Source organism: Bifidobacterium mellis, assembly GCF_000967265.1.
In the GTDB taxonomy this organism is placed as follows: domain Bacteria; phylum Actinomycetota; class Actinomycetes; order Actinomycetales; family Bifidobacteriaceae; genus Bombiscardovia; species Bombiscardovia mellis.
On the sequence record NZ_KQ033885.1, the window covers coordinates 292,605 to 313,723 of the forward strand.

The window sequence follows — 21,119 nt, forward strand, 5'->3', positions numbered from 1 at the left end:
TAAGACAGGGCCTGTTCTTGCGGGCCCTGTTTTTAATACCTGTGCGCGAGATGGGACTCGAACCCACACGTCCGAAGACACAGGAACCTAAATCCTGCGCGGCTACCATTACGCCACTCGCGCGTACGACGTGCCCTGCCGTTGAAAGGGCAACTGGTGGAAGAGCCACTTGACAGAATCGAACTGTCGACCTTCTCATTACGAGTGAGACGCTCTGCCAACTGAGCTAAAGTGGCCTTCGCCTCCCGTCCGGACCCGCCGGAAGAAGACAACATGCTACATCATACTGGATGTGCGGGATAAAAACGCCTTGGGCTTCAGGCCAAGGGTGTACAAGCTTCTTGACACAATGGAAGGCATGGATCTCGATGATTTCTATGCCGTCATTCCGGCCGGGGGCGTGGGCACCCGGCTCTGGCCATTGAGCCGCCAGGACCGGCCCAAGTTCCTCTATGATCTCTTGGGGTCGGGCAGAACAATGATCCAGGGCACCTTTGACCGGCTGGCCGGCATCTGCGGGGCCGACCATGTGGTCGTCTCCACTGGTCAGCGGCATGTGGACCAGGTGCGTCAGCAGCTTCCGGATCTGGCTGAGGACGCGCTCTTCGCCGAGCCGGTTCCTCGCGATTCCACGGCGGCTATAGCCCTGGCGACTGCTGTGCTGGCCCGGCGGCACGGCGGGGAAATCATCGTGGGCTCCTTTGCCGCCGACCACGTCATCCGAGACGACAAAGCATTCGCGGCCTCAGTGGAGCAGGCGGTGGCAGCGGCCCGGGCCGGTTATGTGACCACCATCGGCATCGCCGCCTCCCGTCCCTCCACCGCCTTCGGCTACATCCACCAAGGCCCCTCCCTGGCCGATCGCATTCCCGGGGCCCCTGATGCCCGCCTGGTCAGCGAATTCGTCGAAAAGCCGGATGCCTCTACGGCCCAGGCCTACCTGTCGACAGGGGAGTACCGGTGGAACGCCGGCATGTTCGTCATGCAAGCGCAGGTGCTCCTGGACTGCCTTCGTCGTTACAAGCCGGAGCTCCACGCCGCGGTGATGGCCATCGCCCAGGTCTGGGACCAGGGCGGGCAGGCCCGCAGCCAGTCCATGGAGGAGCACTGGCCGGGCATTGAGAAGATCGCCTTTGACTATGCCGTGGCCGAGCCCCTATCGGCGGCCGGAGGTGTTGCGGTTGTTCCAGGGGGCTTCGATTGGGATGACATCGGTGACTTCAATTCAGTGGCTGGTCTGCTTCCATCCTCCAACAGGCGCAACATCAAGATTCTTGGGGATGCCGACCGGGTCATGTATCTGGATTCAGCCGGAGATATGGTCGTTCCCGGCTCCGAACGCACGGTCGCCCTCTTGGGTGTGGATGACATGATCGTCGTCGACACTCCCGACGCGCTCCTGGTGGCCCCCCGGGCCCGAAGTCAGGAAGTCAAGGACATGGTGGCCAAGTTGGCCCAGTACGGCTGTGACGACATACTCTGAGAGCAATCCGGCTTGGTTAAGAAGATTGACTGATTTTGTTGTCTTCTGTCTGCTTTTGTGAGTAGTTTGGGTTACAGAACCGGGTGCTCGGTAGACCGGGCATCACCTCATGAAAGGACCCGAACAACCATGGCCATCAATCCTCCAGTGGACGCTACCAGCACCAAGGCCTGGGCGGCCTTGCACCAGCACTTCGACGACATGCAGCGCCAGGGGATCGATCTGCGCGCATGGTTCGCCAAGGATCCGCAGCGCACCGAAAAGCTCAGCTTCGAGCTGGGTGATCTCTATATCGACCTGTCCAAGAACCTGATTCAGCCCGAGACTCTGTCACTGCTGGCGCAACTGGGCCGTGAGGTCGGCCTTGAGGAGCGGATCGAGGCCATGTTCAACGGCGAGCACATCAACAACACCGAGGACAGGGCCGTCCTGCACACAGCCCTGCGCCGTCCCGAGGAGGATCGCGGCCGGCTGATCGTGGACGGCCAGGATGTTGTCGGCGACGTCCGCGACACCCTCAAGCGCATCTATGCCTTTGCCGACCAGGTCCGCTCGGGCAGCTGGACCGGTCTGACCGGCAAGCGCATCACCACCGTGGTCAACATCGGCATCGGCGGCTCCGACCTTGGCCCGGTCATGGCTTACGAGGCCCTGAAGCCCTACGCGGATGCCGGCATCAGCGCCCGCTACATCTCCAACATCGATCCCAACGACCTGGCCGAGAAGACGCGCGATCTGGATCCGGAGACTACGCTCTTCATCATCGTCTCCAAGACCTTCACCACCCTGGAGACCCTGACCAACGCCCGCCAGGCCCGCGCCTGGCTCCTGAAGAGCCTGGGGGAGCGTGGCCTGCTGTCCAAGGACGGCGAGGACCTCTCGGCCGAGGCCATCCGTCGGCACTTCATCGCCGTTTCGACCGCCCTGGACAAGGTGCGCGACTTCGGCATCGATCCGGACAACGTCTTCGGCTTCTGGAACTGGGTCGGCGGCCGGTACTCGGTGGATTCCGCCGTGGGCACCTCCCTGGCCATCACCATCGGCCCCGAGCGCTTCGAGGAGTTCCTCAAGGGCTTCAACACTGTAGACCGCTACTTCCGCGCCACCCCCCTGGATCGAAACGTAGTTGCTCTGATGGGCCTGCTCAACGTCTGGTATGTCAACTTCTTCGGCGCCCACTCGCACGCCGTGCTGCCCTATGACCAGTATCTGCACCGCTTCCCGGCCTACCTGCAGCAGCTGACCATGGAGTCCAACGGCAAGTCCGTGCGCTGGGACGGCACGCCGGTGACCAGCCTGACCGGCGAAATCTTCTGGGGGGAGCCCGGCACCAACGGACAGCACGCCTTCTACCAGCTGATCCACCAGGGCACCCGCCTGATCCCCGCCGACTTCATCGCCTTCGCCAACACCCCCAATCCGGCCAAGGACGGCGACCAGGACGTGCATGAGCTCTTCCTGGCCAACTTCCTGGCCCAGACCAAGGCATTGGCCTTCGGCAAGACCGCCGACGAGGTCCGCGCCGAGGGCACCCCGGAGGCCATCGTCCCGGCCCGTGTCTTCACCGGCAACCGGCCCACCACCTCCATCTTCGGTGATGCACTGACCCCGGCCGCCCTGGGCGAGCTGATCGCCCTCTACGAACACATCACCCTGACCGAGGGCACTGTCTGGGGCATTGATTCCTTCGACCAGTGGGGCGTCGAGCTGGGCAAGAAGCTGGCCCGCGAGATTACGCCGGCCATCTCCCGGGACGACCAGGCGTTGGCTGAGCAGGATCAGTCCACAAAGTCCCTGATCGCCTTCTACAGGGCCCACCGCCGCTGATGTCCGGCCGGGCCCATGCAGGTCCGGCTCGTGGTATATTATTGGACAGTTGTTTGCCGGAAGGGTAGCTGCCGCATGGGCTCCCTTCCTTTCAGGTCCAGCCGGATGCTCCGGCGGATCGGCACCCCCGACGGCAGACCGTCGGGTTCCGTCCAGGATTGCTTCCTTTGATGGTTGCGGTCCATGTCATGGGTCGATGTGCGGCGGCCATGGAGGAACAGCATGAACGCGATTCAGGAATTCGACGCCAGCCACATGAAGCCTGCGGAGCAGATCCCAGACTTCCGCCCCGGCGATACCGTCGAGGTCAACGTCAACATCACTGAGGGCAACAACTCTCGTATCCAGGCTTTCACGGGCGTGGTGATCGCCCGTCAGGGCTCCGGCGTGCGCGAGACCATCCTGGTGCGCAAGGTCAGCTTCGGCGTGGGCGTCGAGCGTCGCTTCCCTCTGCACTCCCCGCAGATCGACTCCATCAAGGTGCTGCGCCACGGCCGTGTCCGCCGCGCCAAGCTCTACTACCTGCGTGGTCTGCACGGCAAGGCAGCCCGCATTGTCGAGCGTCGCGACAACAAGGCCGAGTCCAACAAGTAGGTTTCGACCAGGGCGACCCAGCCTAAGGCTGGCCGCTAACACCCGGGATGCAATTCTCCCGGGTTTTTCCATGCTTGGGTGTGTACGCTATGAGGCATGCGGAACCTGTTCGCGTGCGGGTTCCGGCGGATGACAAGGAGTGGATATGGCCTTTCGGGATGAGGAAGCGACCTCGTCGGGACTCTGGTACCCGGACGGCAGACAGGCCACCTCAGCCCCGGTGCCGCCCCGTCATGCCTTCGACCGTCCCGGTGGACGCGGCTCCACCAAGGGCAGCCACCCGCGTCTGGGTGAGCGTGGTTTCCTGCCCGAGTTTCTGTTCGAGCTGGTTACCCTCTTGGCCGTTGTCGCCGTCCTGCGCATATTTTTGTTCAGCATCTACGTCATCCCCTCCGGCTCCATGGAGAACACCCTTGGCGTCGGGGACAGAATCCTGACCACTCACCGGCTGACCAGATCCATGGTGGCCCCCCGCCGAGGGGATGTGGTGGTCTTCACCGACCCTGCCAATTGGCTGGGTGAAGAGTCCGCACCCAGCTTTCGTGGCAGTCACCTGGTCAAACGCCTGATCGGCATGCCCGGCGACACGGTGGCCTGCAAGGGTCATGGCGCTCCGGTCACCGTCAACGGCGTTGCCCTGGACGAGAGCTCCTACCTGCGCCCAGGAGTGGAGCCCAGCTCCTTTGCCTTCAAGGTCAAGGTGGACCCTGGGTACGTCTTCGTCATGGGCGACAACCGTTCCAATTCCGCCGATTCCCGCCTGCACAAGGACGACGGCCACAATGGCCTGGTCCCCATGGACAACATCAAAGGCACCGCGCTGCTTACCTATTATCCCGTGGGTAGCTGGAAGCTGCTCAACAACCAGCACAAGGTCTTCGACGCCGTGCCCGAGCCGACGCAGGACTGAACCGGCTGTGAGGCGGATCCTGCCGACCCTGGCCACCGAAGCAGCCTTGGCTGGCCAGGGAGCCGAGTATGTGCTTGGTCTGGATGAGGTCGGCCGCGGAGCCCTGGCGGGTCCGGCCATGGTCGGCGTGGTGGCTGTCCGGTCCGCTGACCTGCCCAATTTGAAGGTCCCTGACGGGGTGGCCGATTCCAAGATGCTGACCCCCGCACGTCGGCTGGCCATGTATCGTGACCTGGAGGACTGGGCTGCCGGCTGGGCGGTGGGGGCCTGCTCCAACCATGAGATCGATCAGTGGGGCATCGTCCATGCCCTGGGCATCGCCGCCCTGCGTGCGCTGGCTGAATTGGAGCAGGGGATGGACCTGGGGCCTGGCCGCCGTCTGGCCGCCATCCTTGACGGCCCCAATGACTACATCACCCCGGCCGCCGACAGTTTTGACGCCCCCGACCTTCCTGTTCTGCCCAAGGTCTCCACCCAGGTCAAGGGCGACGCCCACTGTGCCAGTGTGGCCTGCGCAGCGGTCATCGCCAAGGTCACCCGTGACCGGCTTATGGTCCGTCTGGCCGCCTCCGACCCCGCCCTGGCCCCATACCAGTGGGAGCACAACAAGGGCTATGGTTCGCCTGCACACCTGGAGGCCATTCGCCGTCTGGGGCCCAGCCGTCTGCATCGGGTCAGCTGGCATTTGCCCTCGTCCGGTCCCGGCAGGGGCTAATATCGGAACGGTCGACACGGCTATCGGAAGAAGGTCACATGCCCGCAGGCAACGGGGGCAGGTCACGGTCCAAGCGCCCCTCCATGTTCGAGGTTGCCCGGCTGGCCGGGGTCTCCCACCAGACCGTTTCCAGGGTCATCAACAATTCCAAGGACGTTTCTCCGGCGACGCGGATCAAGGTCCAGCAGGCCATCAGGAAGTTGGGCTACCGACCCAGCAACTCTGCGCGGGCCCTGGCATCCAGCCGCAGCCGGACCATCGGACTGGTGGCTGGCGGCGTCAGTCTCTTCGGGCCTGTCTCATCGATCACGGCCATCGAGACCGTGGCCCGTTCCCATGGTCTGTTCATGTCGGTCATGATGGTGGACGAGTCAGCTTGTACGCTTGCCGGATTCCAGGAGCTCTGCGGCACCTTTCTGGAGCAGAATGTGGATGCCTTCATCTTTCTGACCCCCACCGACACCATGTTCCAGGCCGCCTGCCAGGTGGAGGTGAGCCAGCCCCGGGTCATCGTCACCTCCACGCATGGCATCACCAGCGTCGAAGAGGCCCTGAGCCGCCGGCGGGGTGAAGGCCGGATAGCCATGACCGGAATCGACCAGTGGGGCGCCGTGCAGCGGCTGGCCCGGCTGCTGGTCTCCCGGGGCCATAGGCGGGTGCTCTATATGGCCGGTCCCTCTCAGTGGCGGGATGCCTCCACCCGACTGGCCTCCTGGAAGGTGGCCTGCGCCCGTTGCCGCATACGCACGGCCGTGGTCCACGCCCGCAGCTGGGAGGCGGGGGAGTCCTACACGCTGATGAACCACCTGATCGATCAGCGGGGCATGAGTGGCACCTCCCTGCCTTCAGCCGTGGTCACCGCCAACGACAACCAGGCCGTGGGCGTGGCGCGGTCCTTGCAGGAGCACGGCATCCGCATTCCCAGTGACATCAGCTTGGTGGGCTTCGACGACGTACCCACGGTTGACAACATGTTTCCGCCGCTGGCCACGGTCCGTCCCCGCTTTGAGGATCTGGGGGTGGCCACCATGCGGCAGGTCCTGGCCCTGCTTCACCAGGGGCAGCCGGTGGACTTCCCGGTCACCCACCACGGTGTGGGGCTGATTCAGGCGGATGTGATCCAGCGTCGGTCCCTGGGCTACGCAGTCGAGCGCATCTGACCACTGTTGGCTCGCATTGAGCGGGCTTGCCTGATGACCTGGTCTCAGTTACAATCGTAAGCAGACTATGTGAGCGTTAACATATCAGGCAAAGGAGCGGACATGGCTGTTGGCGAACAAGGCGTCATCGTAAGCGAACTACAGGAGGGCGCGACCAGTCTGGGCATCGAATTCGGCTCCACCCGCATCAAGGCTGTGCTGATCGACCACGACTACCGGACGCTGGCCACCGGGGACGTCGAGTGGGAGAACCGGCTGGAGGACGGCCTGTGGACATACTCCATGGACCAGATTCACCAGGGTCTGCAGGCGGCCTATAAGGCCATGGCCGAGGATGTCCGTCGCCAGTACGGGGTGACGCTGACCAAGATCGGCGCCATGGGGATCTCGGCGATGATGCACGGCTACCTGGCCTTCGACAAGGATGGCCAGCTGCTGGTGCCCTTCCGCACCTGGCGCAACACCAACACCCGCCAGGCCCATGAGGAGCTGTCGCAGGCCTTCAAGATCAATATTCCCGAGCGCTGGTCCATCGCCCACCTCTACCAGGCCATCCTGAACGGCGAAGAGCATGTGCCCAGGGTGGCCTACATCACCACCCTGGCAGGCTACATGCACTGGAGGCTCTCCGGCCGCAAGGTCATCGGCATCGGCGACGCCTCGGGCATGTTCCCCATTGACTCCTCACGCAAGGAGTTCGACCAGGGCCTGCTGGACATCTTCTCCCGACTGCCCCAGGTTCAGGACCAGCCCTGGGACATCCACGACCTGCTGCCTGAGCCGTTGACCGCCGGCAGCGATGCGGGGGCACTGACCGCAGAAGGCGCCGCCCTGCTCGATCCCAGTGGTCAGCTGCAGCCCGGCGTGCCCATGGCCCCGCCCGAGGGCGATGCGGGGACCGGCATGGTGGCGACCAACGCGGTTCGTCCCCGCACCGGCAACGTGTCTGCAGGCACATCCATCTTCGCCATGGTGGTCCTGGAGCATCCCCTGCGTGACTTCCACCCCGAGGTGGATCCGGTCACCACACCGGCTGGGGATCCGGCCGGCATGAGCCATGCCAACAACTTCACCTCGGACCTGAACGCCTGGGTTGGACTGTTCGGGGACTTCGCCAAGGCCGCCGGTCTGGACCTGAAGGGGGATGCGCTCTACGCCACCCTGTTCAACCAGGCCCTTCTGGCAGACAAGGACGCCGGCGGACTGATCAACTACTGCTTCTATTCCGGGGAGTTCCTGGCTGGCCTGGAGGAGGGCCGGCCGGTCTTTGCCCGCGGCCCCGAGGGACGGATGACCCTGGCCAACTTCATGCGCGCCCAGCTCTTCTCGGCCTTCTCGCCGGTAACCATCGGCATGGATGTGATGACCCGTCAGGAGCATGTCCAGGTGGATACCATGGTTGGGCACGGCGGCATCTTCGCCACCCCCAAGGTGGCCCAGCGGATTCTGGCAGCCGCCTTCAATGCCCCCATCAAGGTCATGTCCACCGCTGTGGAGGGGGGCGCCTGGGGCATGGCCGTCCTGGCCGACTACCTGGGTCATGCCGACCAGACCCTGGCCGACTACTTGGATGCCAATGTCTTTGCAGGTGTCCAGTCCACAACGGAGCAGCCGGACCCGGCTGATGTGAAGGGCTTCAGAACCTTCTTCGACCGCTTCACCAAGGGCCTGCCAATCGAGCAGGCGGCCGTGAAGACCATTCCCCTGCAGGGATGAGGCCGGGAGCTGAAAACGTCAAGCGGCCGGATCAGCGGGATCGGGCCGGGAAAAGGAGTTGCTGATGGTATCCTTGGCTGATTATTCGCCCGAGGTGCGCGACGAGGTGAAACTGGTGCGTGAGCAGGTGGCCACCCTGCATGCGCAGCTGACCAGGTGGAATCTGGTGGTCTGGACGGCGGGCAATGTCTCGCAGCGTCTGCGCTCCGCCGATCTGATGGTCATCAAGCCCTCGGGGGTGCGCTATGAGCACCTGACCCCGGGATCCATGGTGGTCACCGATCTGGATGGCAATGTTGTGGACGGCGCTGAGGCTCCCTCCTCGGACACGCTATCCCATGCTTATATCTACCGGCATATGCCCGATGTCTATGGCGTGGTCCACACCCATTCCACCTATGCCACCGCCTGGGCGGCCACGGGCAGGGACATTCCCTGCGTGCTGACCATGATGGGCGACGAGTTCGGCGGCCCCGTGCCGGTGGGTCCCTTTGAGCTGATTGGCTCCGAGGCCATCGGCAAGGGCGTGGTCGATACCTTAAAGGATCACCCCGGCTGCCCGGCCGTGCTCATGCGCAACCATGGGCCCTTCACCGTGGGAGCCGATGCCGAGGCTGCCGTCAAGGCGGCGGCCATGACCGAGGAGGTGGCCCACACGGTCTGGGCAGCTGAGCAGATCGGCACGCCCAAGCCCATCGATCCGGCCGACATAGCCAAGCTCAACGACCGGTACCAGCACGTCTACGGCCAGCACTGAGCTGGAAACATAAGCAAAGGAGCAAGAAGTATGAGCATGAAAAATCCCTTCGAGGGCAAGGAACTCTGGTTCGCCGTTGGTTCGCAGGACCTCTACGGCGAGGAGACCCTGCGCCAGGTGGGCGTCCAGGCTGCGGACATCGCCAAGTCCCTCAACGACTCGGGTCGGATCCCGGTCAAGCTGGTCTTGAAGCCCACGCTGAAGGATTCGGACTCCATCCTGAATTTCATGGTCGATGCCTCGTCGAACCCGGCCTGCATCGGCGTGGTGGCCTGGATGCACACCTTCAGCCCGGCCAAGATGTGGATCAGGGGTCTGGAGAAGCTGCGCAAGCCGCTCCTGCAGCTGAACACCCAGCATCATGTGGAGATCCCCTGGGACACCATCGACATGGACTTCATGAACCTGAACCAGTCGGCCCATGGCGATCGTGAGTTCGGCTACATCCTGACCAGGCTGGGAATCCCGCGCAAGATCGTGGTCGGTCACTACACCGACCCCGAGGTTGCCGACAAGATCGGCGTCTGGGCGCGCGCCTGCGCCGGCTGGGATGCCGCCAACAACATGAAGGTCTGCCGCTGGGGCGACAACATGCGCGACGTCGCCGTCACCGAGGGCGACAAGACCGAGGCTGAGAGGGTCTTCGGCGTCTCCGTCAACACCTGGCCGGTCAACGAGCTGGTGGACCATGTGAACGCCGTCACCGACGACCAGGTCAAGGATCTGATCGAGGACTACAAGCGCAGCTATGAGGTGGCTCCCGAACTTCTGGACTCCCGGTACGACTCCCTGGTGGTGGCCGCACGCGAAGAGCTCGGCATGCGGGCCATGATGAAAGAGGTGGGCGCCACCGCCGCCGTGGACAACTTCCAGGATCTGGGAGGCCTGCGTCAGCTGCCCGGCGTAGGGGCCCAGCGGTTGATGGCCGACGGGTACGGATTCTCGGCAGAGGGCGACTGGAAGACCTCGGTTCTGATCCGGATCGGCAACGTCATGGGCTACGGTCTCAAGGGCGGCTGCTCGCTCATGGAGGACTACTCCTACAACTTCGTGCCCGGCCACGAGGAGATCATGGGCGCCCACATGCTGGAGGTCTCGCCCACGCTGCTGACTGAGGGACGGCCCCGCCTGGAAATCCACCCCCTGTCTATCGGTGACAGGGAGGATCCGGTTCGTCTGGTCTTCACGGCCACCCCCTGCACTGATGCTGTGGTCGTCTCCCTGGCGGATGTACGCGAACGCTTCCGCCTGGTCATGAACGTGGTGGATGTGGTCGAGCCCGGCGGGTCCCTGGTCAAGCTGCCTGTGGCACGCGCCCTCTGGAAGCCCCGGCCCTCGCTCAAGGTCTCGGCTGAGTGCTGGCTGCGCGCCGGCGCGGCCCACCATACCTGCATGACCACCACCGTTGGTCGCGAGGCCTGGGAGGACTTCGCCCGGATGGCCGGCGTGGAGCTCGCCGTCATCGACGAGAACACCGAACCGCGCCGTTTTGAAGCCGATCTTCGTGCAGCCGAGCTCTACCACCGGCTGGACAACCGGCACTGATCACCTGTCTTAGGACAGATTGCAAGGCCCTGCCACAACACATGTGGCAGGGCCTTTGATATTCGGCTTGTCGGTTTGCGTTGTCCCAATTTTGTCGGTACAGTGATGATTAGGCAATGGGAACAGTGGCATGTCCCAAAGTTGACATATTGCCCACCCCCCTGAGTCGGGGAAGTGATCGGTTGGGGAGGCGAAGATGTGCCTGGCCATCCTGTGCCTATTAACAAAGAAGGGAATGCGTGCATGCACATGCAACGAGATAATGAAGGGATAAGGCTCCCTAAGCTTTTAGGCTTGGCGGTTGCCGGAGCGACGCTCCTGGCGGGCATGGTCGTTTTGCCAGCCACCCAGGCTTCGGCCGCTGAAGACTATGGATATAATGCCGAAGATGACTTCAGGCCGGGTGCAGTTCAGAGCGACGTGCACCCCCAACTGACAGTTACCAAGTACCTGTCGTTGGCTCAGGGGTACAGCCCCACGGGTTCTTCTAAGGATGCAGTCAAGTTGAACGCGAATGCCGACTTGGTTCCTGCCAAGGGCATTGCTTTCAATGTCAGGGAAGTCGTTCCCCAACCCGGTCAAAATCTATCTGACATTAGTGCCTCGGATGAGAACACATATAAGGTCACGGCCAACTATATCGGTATCACTGACGGCCAAGGTGTGATCAATACCTGGTATCCGGCTGACACTGCAACCAACGCTCCAGCGGTTGATATTTCAGATTCGTCGAAAGCTGTCAGCTTCCCTGGAGGTGCCAACCATTGGTACGTGCTGGTAGAGAATCGTGATGAGTCGCCGGCTTTCAAGGCTAACAATCCGAATAAGCTTGATAGCAACAAGTATCAAGATGCAGCACCGTCGTTCTTTGGTCTGCCTTATGCGGCTAACTCACTCGATGCCACCGATACTGCAAGCCAGGTTCAAGGATACATTTACCATCTGCACCTGTATCCGAAGAACATGAACATCACGCAGTTCTCCAAGACCGTCCAGTCGGTCAAGGATTCGCAGAATAATGTGAAGCCTCAGCGGACAGCTGTTGCTGGAGATACGATTAGCTACAAGCTGACTCAGAAGCTCTACAACACTGGCGCGAAGACACCAAAAGACGGCAAGCTTGATGTCAGTGAGCTGAATGGCGACGGTAAGGATCTGCGTATTGTTGATCGCATGTCCAGCTCTCTGAAGCTGAAGGGCGAATTCAAGGTTGTGCTTCATGCAGATGGAGTTGATGATGTGCAATTGGCTGAAGGTGCTACTGCTGATTATACGGAGTCACAGCCAACATCAAATCCTAACTCTTTTGGGGATAATAAGATGTTCGCCAATGAAGCCCCGAGCAGTAATGTATCTTATTACCAGTTTGATTTCTTCAATACTCTAACCAAAGTAAAGAACTTCACTCCAAAGGCTTTCCTGCTTGTCATAACTTATGATGCCACGGTCACTGGAGATGGTGATTCGACTGGCACCGATGGTGTGGCCAACGATGCAGCTTCCGATTTCACCGAAAACGTTGACGCAGATGGTAACCACCAAGATCCCATTCGTGAGCATACGAATGTGATCAATGCTGTTATTGCTTTCGGTGCTGTGCAGAATGAAAAGACAAAGTTTGCAGCTCTGCCCGACACTGAGTTCCGTCTGATCAAGTCTGAGAAAGAGCCGGATGAGTATCTTGCATCTGATGGAAACTTCTATGCCGAGGGTAAGGTACCAGATGGTGTTCAGCTCTACAAGGCCACGGCCAACAAGAATGGTTTGGTAGCGTTCGCTGCTTTGCCTGTCTTCGGCACACCAGCTCCAGCACCTAGAGACGCCGGCAAGACAGTGCAGGCCGGCAATTGGCTGCTGAAAGAGACCAAGACCCCCAAGGATTGGCGTAACCCTGGCATTCCCTTCCATACAGTAACATTTGGGGATGCCGGTAAGACTGAGGAGCAAGTCGCTCAGGAGTATGGACCTCATGCCACAATTCAGCCTGATTATACAAAGCTTGGGTTTGGAAAGTTCGGAAGGACACCTAAGCAGATCACTGACGGTGGTGGCACAGCGATACAGTTCAATAATGTGCCAGTACAAACTTACTTGGCACATTATGCGACTTCTGATGCTGATGCGCCTCTGGCCCTGCCTCTGACTGGTGGTCGTGGCATCCTGCTGCTGCTGGTTGTCGGTGCCCTGATCATGGGTGGTGCCCTCTACGCCCGCAATCGGCGCAATAACGCCGCCCGGGCCTGATGATCACGGTCACATCAAGAATCATGTGAGGTGACCCGATGGCGGACGGTTCCTCCGTGAATCGTCCGCCATTTTAATACGGAACGTTGAACTTCTGCGGTCCGCACATGTCGGGATGCTGGTCTGGTTTTGGATCAGCAGAACTGACGCAACCACGTCGTCGAAAGGCGGCCTTGGAAGGGAAGGTTTATGAAGGGAATTGCCTTGCCGAAATGCCTCACCCACCGGGTCCTGCCCTGTCTGATCGCGGCTTTGGCCTGTTTAGGTCTCACCGCTTTCGATATGACGCCGGCGGCAGAGGCGGAGACGGTCAACCCGACCCTGACGGTGCAACTCAAGAGAGGGCATTCAGGTCAAGGTGGTCAGAACGACATCCTGCCGAGTGCTCCTGTATCTGCTGGAGCAGGGTATGTCTTTCGTGCCTTGAAGCTGGATGCCGGTACTCTGAAGAGCCGGGTGGAGGCACTAGACCACAATCCTGGCGCTGATAAGGCACAGGCGGCCATCAGCAATGAGGTTGCAGCCAACCCAGATGCTTTCAAGGACAAGACACAACCCGCTGAATACTACGGTGTCTCTGATCAAAATGGCACTATAACCAACGCATCAGAAGCCAAATCACAAGGTGTCTGGCTTACAGGAGCCAATCTTGATTTAGACGCATCCAGTCTGACCGGAGGTAGTCCCGCTGTTTTTGATGGCGACTATTTCCATGCTTCATACTGGTTGGTCACCCTGGTAGCCACACCCAAGAATGCAAAGGTAAAAACCGATCCAGTGGTCGTACAGTTGCCGCTCTACCGCGAGCAGGGTGAAGTCCATCCACTTTATGATGTGACTATAAGCCCCAAACTTGTGGACATACCCCAGGTCGTCCCAGTCGTGCGATCTGGAGGTCATGGCAAGCTGGCAGCTACCGGCGTCTCCATGGTAGCGCCTGGTATTCTGCTTATAATCCTGGCCATGATGGGCCTCTACTTGGCGGTAGTCGCACGATCCTGGAACAGGGATGAGCGCTAGGTATTCTCATGGCAATGTCGGTGTGATGCCATCAAACGGCATCGTAGACATCTGTGAGGATGTGTAAAGACCGGCGGTATCATACAGGTGCCGCCGGTCTTTGTATGTCAAGAACTAACAATCGGACTATTTGAAGCGGGCATGAGAAAGGCTATAGATGGACCAGTACACTGACTCGGCTACTATGAGCCCATCCCAGACGACCGGAAACGGTGATGCCAACGTATCCATCCCGGCTGAGTCAGCCTCGTCAGACATGTCTGTTGAGCAAGGGGACATGCCACCTGCCTATGCTCCTAGTTCCGAGGTGCCGCCCTCCTATCCACCTTCGGCAACACCTGAGGATCGCGGAGCTTCAGAATCGGATGATTCAGATGTAATAGCAGCTCCAGTGACAGTTCCAGGCCACGCTACAACGTCTGCTCCGATAATTGTCGTTTCGGGAAATCATTCCCAGGACACAGATCAACAAGGTAAAGCAGATCAGGAAGCTGCGACTGCATCCAAACAGGCCAAGAACGGCGGCAAGGCTAGCAAGTCAGGGCGGGGGTTCGGGCTCCTGGAGACCTTGGCCTTCCTGATCGGTCTGGCAATCTTTCTCTATCCCCTGCTGGCAGCCTATGTCAACTATTCCAAGGATTCCTCCGCAGTAGACAACTACGATCAGATTGTGGATGCACTCTCGCCTGCACAGCGCAGGGCGATGTGGCGTGATGCCAAGAAGTATGACGAGGAATTGGGCAAGCCTACGCTGAGGGACCCCTTCAAGTACAAGGAAGTCAAGGAACCACTGGGCCGCTACTACAAAATCCTCAATGTGGATGGCAAGGGCATGATGGCCTATGTGGAGATCCCCAAGATCAACGTCAAGCTGCCCGTGCGGCACGGTACCAGCGATGAGGTGCTCAAGGACGGCACAGGGCACATTGCCACAACCCACGTGCCTACAGACAACCGAACAATCCACTCCGTTATTACCGGACACACCGGCGAAGTCGGCTACATGCTTTTCGACAACCTGACGCAGTTGCGCAAGGGGGACGTCTTCCAGATACGAGTACTCAAACGGCATATGAGCTACAAGGTGGATCAGATCAAGATCATCCTGCCTACTGATGTGAGCGCACTGCAGCCAGTCCAGAATTCCAACTATGTGACCCTACTGACCTGCTACCCCTATGGTGTCAATTCCCACCGTCTGATTGTGCGTGGGCACTATATCGGCGATGACGTACCTCCCACCCAACCTGAAGGGGCGCCCATTTACATGGTCTGGGTGCTTCTGGCCCTGTTCCTGGCCTGCCTGGTGGGCTGGTACCTGCTCTCACGTCGTCGGCGCAACTGTCGCCACGAACTGGAGCAGATGGAACATCTGGAATCCCGCGCGACAGGACCGGGGGCCATGGGCGAGCCGCTGGCCACGATCATGGTCAGCCATGAGCAGGAGACCCGTTCAGAAGCCACCCGTCGCCGTCGGTTGATCAAAACCAGACGGATTTGCAGCGCGCTCATGTGGCTGTTGGCTGTGCTCGGCCTCTTCTTCGCCTGGGGTACGGTCGGCATGATGATGAGAATCAGTCTGCTGCCCGTATTCGACCTTGGCTACCACTGGTTCGACACCCACCTGCTGTACTTCTTCGGCATCAGCAAATTCTAAGCCGGTGCATGGGCGGGTAGGTTTGACCACATGTGCCTGTTTGGTCGTAACCGGGCTTTTGCCTGGCTCTAGAATGGAGCGAGCATGGCCCGGCAGACTGCTGGGCCGCATCCTGGGAAGGTGTGGACCATGACAGCAGTTCCTGACATCCTATTGTCTGACGGCAATCGCATTCCGCAGGTGGGCCTGGGCGTGCTCAGGATCGACGATGATCAAACCGCTGGGGTAGTGCAATCTGCCCTGGAACTGGGTTATCGCCACATCGATACGGCGGCTGGCTACCGCAACGAAGGAGGCGTTGGTCGTGGCCTCAAGGCATTCGGTTGCCAGAGCGGTCCTGGGCGTACCAAGCTGTGGCTGACTACCAAGCTGCGCGACTCCGAGCAGGGGTATGACAGCGCTCTGCGGGCCTTCGACCGCCAGCTGGCACTGCTGGGCACTGACTATGTCGACATGTATATGATCCACTGGCCAACGCCGTTCGATTGGCGGGCCGACCAGGTTTGGCGCGCTTTCCATCGGTTGCGCGATGAGGGACGGGTGCGGACCCTGGGGGTCTGCAACTTCCTGCCGGAACATCTGGAACGGCTGCACCAGGAGACAGGGGAGTACCCTGCCGTGGATCAGATTGAATTGCACCCCAGCTGGCAGCAGCGCGCGGTGACCGCCTTCTGCAAGGAGCATGGCATAGCCGTCCAGGCATACTCTCCATTGGCGCGAGGCGCAGACCTGAGAGCCGGTGGCGGCAGGCTGGAGAAAATAGCCCAGGCCCACGGGGTTACGCCGGCCCAGGTGGTGCTGCGTTGGCACATCGAGAACGGGACCATCATCATTCCCAAGTCTGTCCACAGGGAAAGGCAGGCGGAGAACCTGGACCTGTTCGGCTTCAGCCTGACCCCTGAGGAGCATGCCGCCATCGATGCCATGGACTCCCTGGTGCGCGCAGGACACGACCCGATGACCTATGCCTACGCCTGACCGCTATGATGGATGATTCATGCAAGCAGTCGACATAGGAGGTATCGGCGGTAGATGACCGGTCCGAGACGCAGAAGATATCGGTATCGAGGCCGCAGTCGGTACGGTTCGGTTTGGAGGAATCCCGCCCCGGCCCGCTTCCGTCGCGAATCACTCACGGAACGGGTGCTGATCCTTCTGGTAGTGGCTGTGGTTCTGGGCATCACCATCGGTCTGATACTGCCAAGGGTCAATGGTGGAGTCGGACGGCTGACCGGACGATATACGGCAACTGGCGACGCGGCTCAGACCCTGCAGAGTCTGACAGTGGATGATCATGCACGCCCTGGCCGTCAGTACCGGCGTGAGGCCTTCGGCTTCAAGGAGACCGATGAGGACGGCAACGGCTGCAACGTGCGCGAGGATGTGCTGACCCGCGATCTGACTGATCTGCGTACCACTACTCCCGGCGGATGCAAGGTGGCCAGCGGTCGTCTGCAGGATCCTTATACAGGGCGGACCATCGAATTCGTCAGAGGTCCGAAGACCAGCTCGGCCGTGCAGATTGACCATGTGGTCGCCCTGGAGAACGCCTGGCGGTCAGGAGCCAGCAAGTGGGATACAGCCCGCCGCTACCGCTTTGGCAACGACCCATTCAATCTTCTCGCCGTGGACGGCCCCGCCAACCAGGCCAAGGGGAGTGCCTCGGCCGACTACTGGCTGCCCGAGAACAAGGACTATCAGTGCTCCTATGTGGCTCGTCAGATAGCGGTCAAGGACAAGTACTCCCTGAGCGTCACCAGCTCGGAAAAGCAGGCCATGCTGGCCGTTCTGCATACCTGCCCGGGCCAGCCCCTTCCGCAGGATCGCTGATTGCTATGTAAGGGTTTATTCGCATAGGAGTTTTATAGCCTGACCTTCTGCGCTGATCTGGACCTTTTAAGGTGTGATAGTATTATAGAAGTTTGGTACACAGTTGTACCAACTACATAGATTCCGCATTTCTTCGGGTCTATGACCATGATCATCAACAACAAGGAGGTTGGCTATGAGTGAGAATATCGGCCCGCATGTACCCCAAATTGGAGACCACATACGGAATCATAAGCAGGTAAGGCACAAATTGGCCATTCTGCTTGCCGCCCTGGCTATGATAATGGGCTTGTCATTTGGAGCACCAAAGGTGGTTGCTGCTCAAGGAGCAGGGCAAAAGTCCGATTCCGTAGGCGGAAATGGGCTGATCGTCAATGACCGTTTTTGGAATGACGTTGACGGTAAACCAATGTATATGCAGGGCGGAGGGATTTTTGATTTCCCGGATCCGGCTACGGGGAAGGTTTCTCATTTTTGGTATGGTGTTCACTTTTCCCAGGCAGAAGCTTATCGCAAGGATCCAACCCATGCGCTCACTGGCAATGATTTCATCTCGGTGGATGTCTACAAATCCGCGAATCTGACTGATTGGCGGTATCAAGGTGAAGCCTTGGACAGGGCACAGGCTGATGCATTCGCCAGCGACTTTGGTGGTCGCCACGCGGGTTGGGTGTGCAGAATGGGAGTTGCTTATGTCTCCGAGTTGCGCACCTACGCCATGCTTATCCAGCATGAGATGCCTACGGATGCTACGGGTCGCAATTTCGACAAAAAGGTGATGATTGCTACATCTAATTCGCCTGTTGGACCGTTCAAAGCCCAGAGGCGTATCGATATGCGTGATTACGGTCTGGGTACCAGCAATACCGGTGACCAGAGTGTCTTCCAGGATGAAGACGGAACAGGTTATCTGATTTATTCCTATGGTCGTGGCCGTGGCAGTGCTTGGGCGGCCAGAATAGGCGCCAAAGAGGGCCAGGTGGATTTGCTTCAACCCACCAAACTCTACCAGGGCTTCGGGCGTGAAGGCAATGCGCTTTTCAAGCACGCTGGCCGGTATTATCTGGCTGGTTCCGATCTGTTCGGGTGGGATGCTTCGCGAATCCATTTTCAGGTGGCAGATCATCTGTTTGGCCCATATCAGCCCGTCAATCAAACGGTGATCATGGATGGCAGCAAAGCGGATTTCGGACACATCACTCAGACCGGTTTTTACTACACCTTGCACGGCAGCCAGGCAGAGACCGTCATTCACTGCGGCGATCGATGGGCTGACTTTGCAGGCAATGGGCTTGGATACAACCAGTGGAATCCGCTGAGCTTTGATGATTCCGGCACGCCTCGTTTCAATTCCATGAGTCGGTGGAAGCTGGATACGGATACCGGCCTTTGGTCGGTTGACGAAGCCAATGACTATGTGCTTAACGGTTCCTTCGAAGCGGACAGGGTTTCAGTGGGTGAGCAGGGATATCGAGATAAGGACGGTAATGTGATTGCTGATATCGCCGGATGGCAGCGTGTCAATCCAGATGCGGTGAAAAACGTAGCCGATGCCTATGGGAGAGTGGGCGATTTTGACCTGCGATTCGCACCTGGACAATCCCGCAGCGCCGCCATCGTCCAGGATTTTGATGAGCCGGGGCATGTTCCTCTGCACGCCGGCCGTTTCCTTCTGAAACTCTCCTATGCGAACCCCAAAGGCATGGATGAGGCCAGGATTGCTATTGAATTCGGCGGGAAGACCTCGGAGATTAACCTGGCTGCCTCTACTGGCACGGACTGGAAGCAGGCCTCCTTGCCGGTCGATCTGCCTGGTGGTCATACCAAGATCACTATCGAAGTCTCCGGAAGTCCTGGCCAAACCTTGCATGTGGATGATGTGTCCTTGAAGGGTGTGTCTGAAAAGGGGAATGAGACCAATGATGTCGCTGATCATGACGGAAATGGTACGACGACAGGCCCTGGAGGGTCTGCGTCAGGTTCTGTGGAGTCGGACAAATCTCTGTCCGTTCGTCCTGTAACTGGTAGTAGCGGTCTATCTTCTAGTTTGGCTGAAACAGGTATCGCTATCGGCCGCGCTCCAGTTTTCGTGGCTAGCTGTGTGGCGGCGGGCATTCTGTTAATGGTCGTGGCTGTGTACTGTCGACGGCGTCTTATTGAGCAGAATTGACAATCCAAGGCTATGGATTATACTGAATAACACGTTGGTACACAGTTGTACCAACGTTTGGAAGGAGTAGGGCGTCAAAACCTTATCAAGGACGTAATTTTTACAAACATCGAAAGGGTCATCATGAATTCTGCACGGAAAATCCTGACCATGGGCGTCACCATGGTCGCCCTGGCCTCATTTGCTGCCTGTGGAAGCAGCGGATCTGGTTCAACATCGAAGCCAGCGGACACCAGCAAGGCCTCTGGGCGCATAGTCTTTTGGGGTTGGGGCAATGGGATCAAGGAGACTATTGCTGCTTTTGAAAAGGCCAACCCCGGCATTACTGTGAAGTACAACAACACGGGCACTGCCGGTGACACCCAGGTGGCCTTGTCCAACGCAGTCGCTGCAGGCAAGGGCATTCCCGATGTCACCATGCTGGAAGATCCCACCGTCCAGCAGTTCGCGATTGAAGACAACTTGGAGGACCTGTCAGGGTATGGGGCCGACAAGTTCGCCGACGACTTCGCTCCGGGACCTTGGAACAAGGTCCAGTATGACGGCAAGCCCTATGCTCTTCCCATTGATGCCGGTCCCGAGGTTTTCTTCTACAACAAGGCAGTCTTCGACAAGGCTGGTATTCCAGAGCCCCCAAAGACCTGGGATGAGTACTACCAGGACGCCAAGAAGATAAGAGCCGTGGGTTCCTACATCACCAATAATGCCGGTGATAAGAATGCCTATCAGCCCTTCACTGCGCAGGCTTGGCAGGCTGGGGCCCACCCTTGGAAGGTTGATGGTGACAAGATCACCATCAACATGACCAAGGATGCTGGCATGAGGCGGTATATCGATTTTCAACAGAAGCTGATCGACGAAGACCTGCTCGATACCAAGACCGCCAACTGGTCCGATGACTGGAACAGGGCGCTTAATGACGGGTCGGTGGCCTCGTTGACCATCGGCGCCTGGATGCCCACCAATCTGGAGTCCGGTGCGCCCGACCAGAAGGGTAACTGGAGGGTCGCGCCTCTGCCCCAGTGGGAAGAGGGGGACAGCGTGTCCGCAGAGGACGGCGGTTCGGCTCTTGTCGTGCCCAAGAAAGCCAAGAACAAGGCGGCTGCCTGGAAATTCGCAGAATATCTGACGCACGGTAAGGGAGCTCAGGTCATGGCTGACCAAGGCAGCTTCCCCTCGCTGAAGCGCATTCTGGGCTCGAATGAATTCACCAGCAAGAAGAATGAGTACTTCGGAGGTCAGGAGGTCAACAAGGTGCTGACCGAAGCAGCCAACCTCAAGGTTTCCAAGTTCCAGTATCTGCCCTACAATCCCTTCGCCCAGTCAACCTATGGGGATTCCATCGGCAAGGCCTATATGAAGCAGACCACTCTGGAAAAGGCTTTCGAGGACTATCAGCAAAAGCTGGTGGACCACGGCAACCAGCAGGGGTATCAGGTCAATAAGTGAGTGATGACGGAGGCGGCTGACAGCAGCCGCCTCCGGACAGCG

At 59.5% G+C, this 21,119-nt stretch carries 16 protein-coding genes and 2 tRNA genes; 16 read left to right on the plus strand and 2 right to left on the minus strand.

Translation table 11 applies throughout. The features are described 5' to 3' along the window. Positions 1 to 42: 42 nt before the first annotated feature. Both JF70_RS01670 and JF70_RS01675 read right to left on the minus strand, forming a co-directional pair. A tRNA-Leu gene (locus JF70_RS01670) sits at positions 43 to 123 on the minus strand. 40 nt (positions 124 to 163) lie between these two features. Beyond that, positions 164 to 236, minus strand: a tRNA-Thr gene (locus JF70_RS01675). Positions 237 to 358: 122 nt separating this feature from the next. On the opposite strand from JF70_RS01675, the gene JF70_RS01680 reads away from it, so the two are divergent. From JF70_RS01680 to JF70_RS01755, 16 genes are all read left to right on the plus strand, one after another. Further along, complete coding sequence (locus JF70_RS01680; protein ID WP_045935059.1) at positions 359 to 1,483, plus strand: mannose-1-phosphate guanylyltransferase; 1,125 nt, start codon at positions 359 to 361, stop codon at positions 1,481 to 1,483. 129 nt (positions 1,484 to 1,612) lie between these two features. Next, entirely contained in the window at positions 1,613 to 3,310 is a 1,698-nt protein-coding gene (pgi, locus tag JF70_RS01685; protein WP_024627418.1) for a glucose-6-phosphate isomerase, read from the plus strand. Between the two features lie 222 nt (positions 3,311 to 3,532). Further along, complete coding sequence (rplS, locus tag JF70_RS01690; RefSeq protein WP_024627419.1) at positions 3,533 to 3,904, plus strand: 50S ribosomal protein L19; 372 nt, start codon at positions 3,533 to 3,535, stop codon at positions 3,902 to 3,904. Between the two features lie 145 nt (positions 3,905 to 4,049). Further along, positions 4,050 to 4,814, plus strand: a complete 765-nt coding sequence (lepB, locus tag JF70_RS01695) for a signal peptidase I (RefSeq protein WP_052690670.1) — start codon at positions 4,050 to 4,052, stop codon at positions 4,812 to 4,814. Between the two features lie 7 nt (positions 4,815 to 4,821). Further along, the gene (locus JF70_RS01700) at positions 4,822 to 5,529 is read left to right on the plus strand and encodes a ribonuclease HII (RefSeq protein ID WP_045935060.1); all 708 of its coding nucleotides are present in this window, start codon (positions 4,822 to 4,824) and stop codon (positions 5,527 to 5,529) included. 38 nt (positions 5,530 to 5,567) lie between these two features. Next, complete coding sequence (locus tag JF70_RS01705; RefSeq protein ID WP_045935061.1) at positions 5,568 to 6,689, plus strand: LacI family DNA-binding transcriptional regulator; 1,122 nt, start codon at positions 5,568 to 5,570, stop codon at positions 6,687 to 6,689. A gap of 102 nt (positions 6,690 to 6,791) precedes the next feature. Continuing rightward, complete coding sequence (locus JF70_RS01710; RefSeq protein ID WP_045935062.1) at positions 6,792 to 8,405, plus strand: xylulokinase; 1,614 nt, start codon at positions 6,792 to 6,794, stop codon at positions 8,403 to 8,405. 64 nt (positions 8,406 to 8,469) lie between these two features. Further along, positions 8,470 to 9,162 carry an L-ribulose-5-phosphate 4-epimerase gene (locus JF70_RS01715; RefSeq protein WP_029677749.1) on the plus strand — a complete coding sequence of 231 codons (693 nt, stop codon included), beginning with the start codon at positions 8,470 to 8,472 and terminating at the stop codon, positions 9,160 to 9,162. A 30-nt stretch (positions 9,163 to 9,192) separates the two neighbouring features. Then, positions 9,193 to 10,707, plus strand: coding sequence for an L-arabinose isomerase (gene araA, locus JF70_RS01720; protein ID WP_045935063.1), 1,515 nt, complete (start codon positions 9,193 to 9,195; stop codon positions 10,705 to 10,707). A 243-nt stretch (positions 10,708 to 10,950) separates the two neighbouring features. After that, on the plus strand, positions 10,951 to 12,951 hold the full coding sequence (locus tag JF70_RS01725) for an LPXTG cell wall anchor domain-containing protein (protein WP_045935064.1): 2,001 nt from the start codon (positions 10,951 to 10,953) through the stop codon (positions 12,949 to 12,951). 189 nt (positions 12,952 to 13,140) lie between these two features. Then, a complete protein-coding gene (locus tag JF70_RS01730) occupies positions 13,141 to 13,971 on the plus strand; it encodes a hypothetical protein (RefSeq protein WP_045935065.1) in 831 nt (276 codons plus the stop codon). A 391-nt stretch (positions 13,972 to 14,362) separates the two neighbouring features. Beyond that, a complete protein-coding gene (locus tag JF70_RS08425) occupies positions 14,363 to 15,628 on the plus strand; it encodes a class C sortase (protein WP_197069079.1) in 1,266 nt (421 codons plus the stop codon). A 129-nt stretch (positions 15,629 to 15,757) separates the two neighbouring features. Continuing rightward, complete coding sequence (locus JF70_RS01740; protein WP_045936009.1) at positions 15,758 to 16,606, plus strand: aldo/keto reductase; 849 nt, start codon at positions 15,758 to 15,760, stop codon at positions 16,604 to 16,606. Between the two features lie 54 nt (positions 16,607 to 16,660). Beyond that, positions 16,661 to 17,458: an HNH endonuclease family protein gene (locus JF70_RS01745; protein ID WP_231578797.1), complete on the plus strand. Its 798-nt coding sequence runs from the start codon at positions 16,661 to 16,663 to the stop codon at positions 17,456 to 17,458. A gap of 175 nt (positions 17,459 to 17,633) precedes the next feature. After that, positions 17,634 to 19,628 carry a family 43 glycosylhydrolase gene (locus JF70_RS08430; protein WP_052690672.1) on the plus strand — a complete coding sequence of 665 codons (1,995 nt, stop codon included), beginning with the start codon at positions 17,634 to 17,636 and terminating at the stop codon, positions 19,626 to 19,628. 123 nt (positions 19,629 to 19,751) lie between these two features. After that, the gene (locus tag JF70_RS01755) at positions 19,752 to 21,077 is read left to right on the plus strand and encodes an ABC transporter substrate-binding protein (RefSeq protein ID WP_045935067.1); all 1,326 of its coding nucleotides are present in this window, start codon (positions 19,752 to 19,754) and stop codon (positions 21,075 to 21,077) included. Positions 21,078 to 21,119 lie beyond the last annotated feature (42 nt).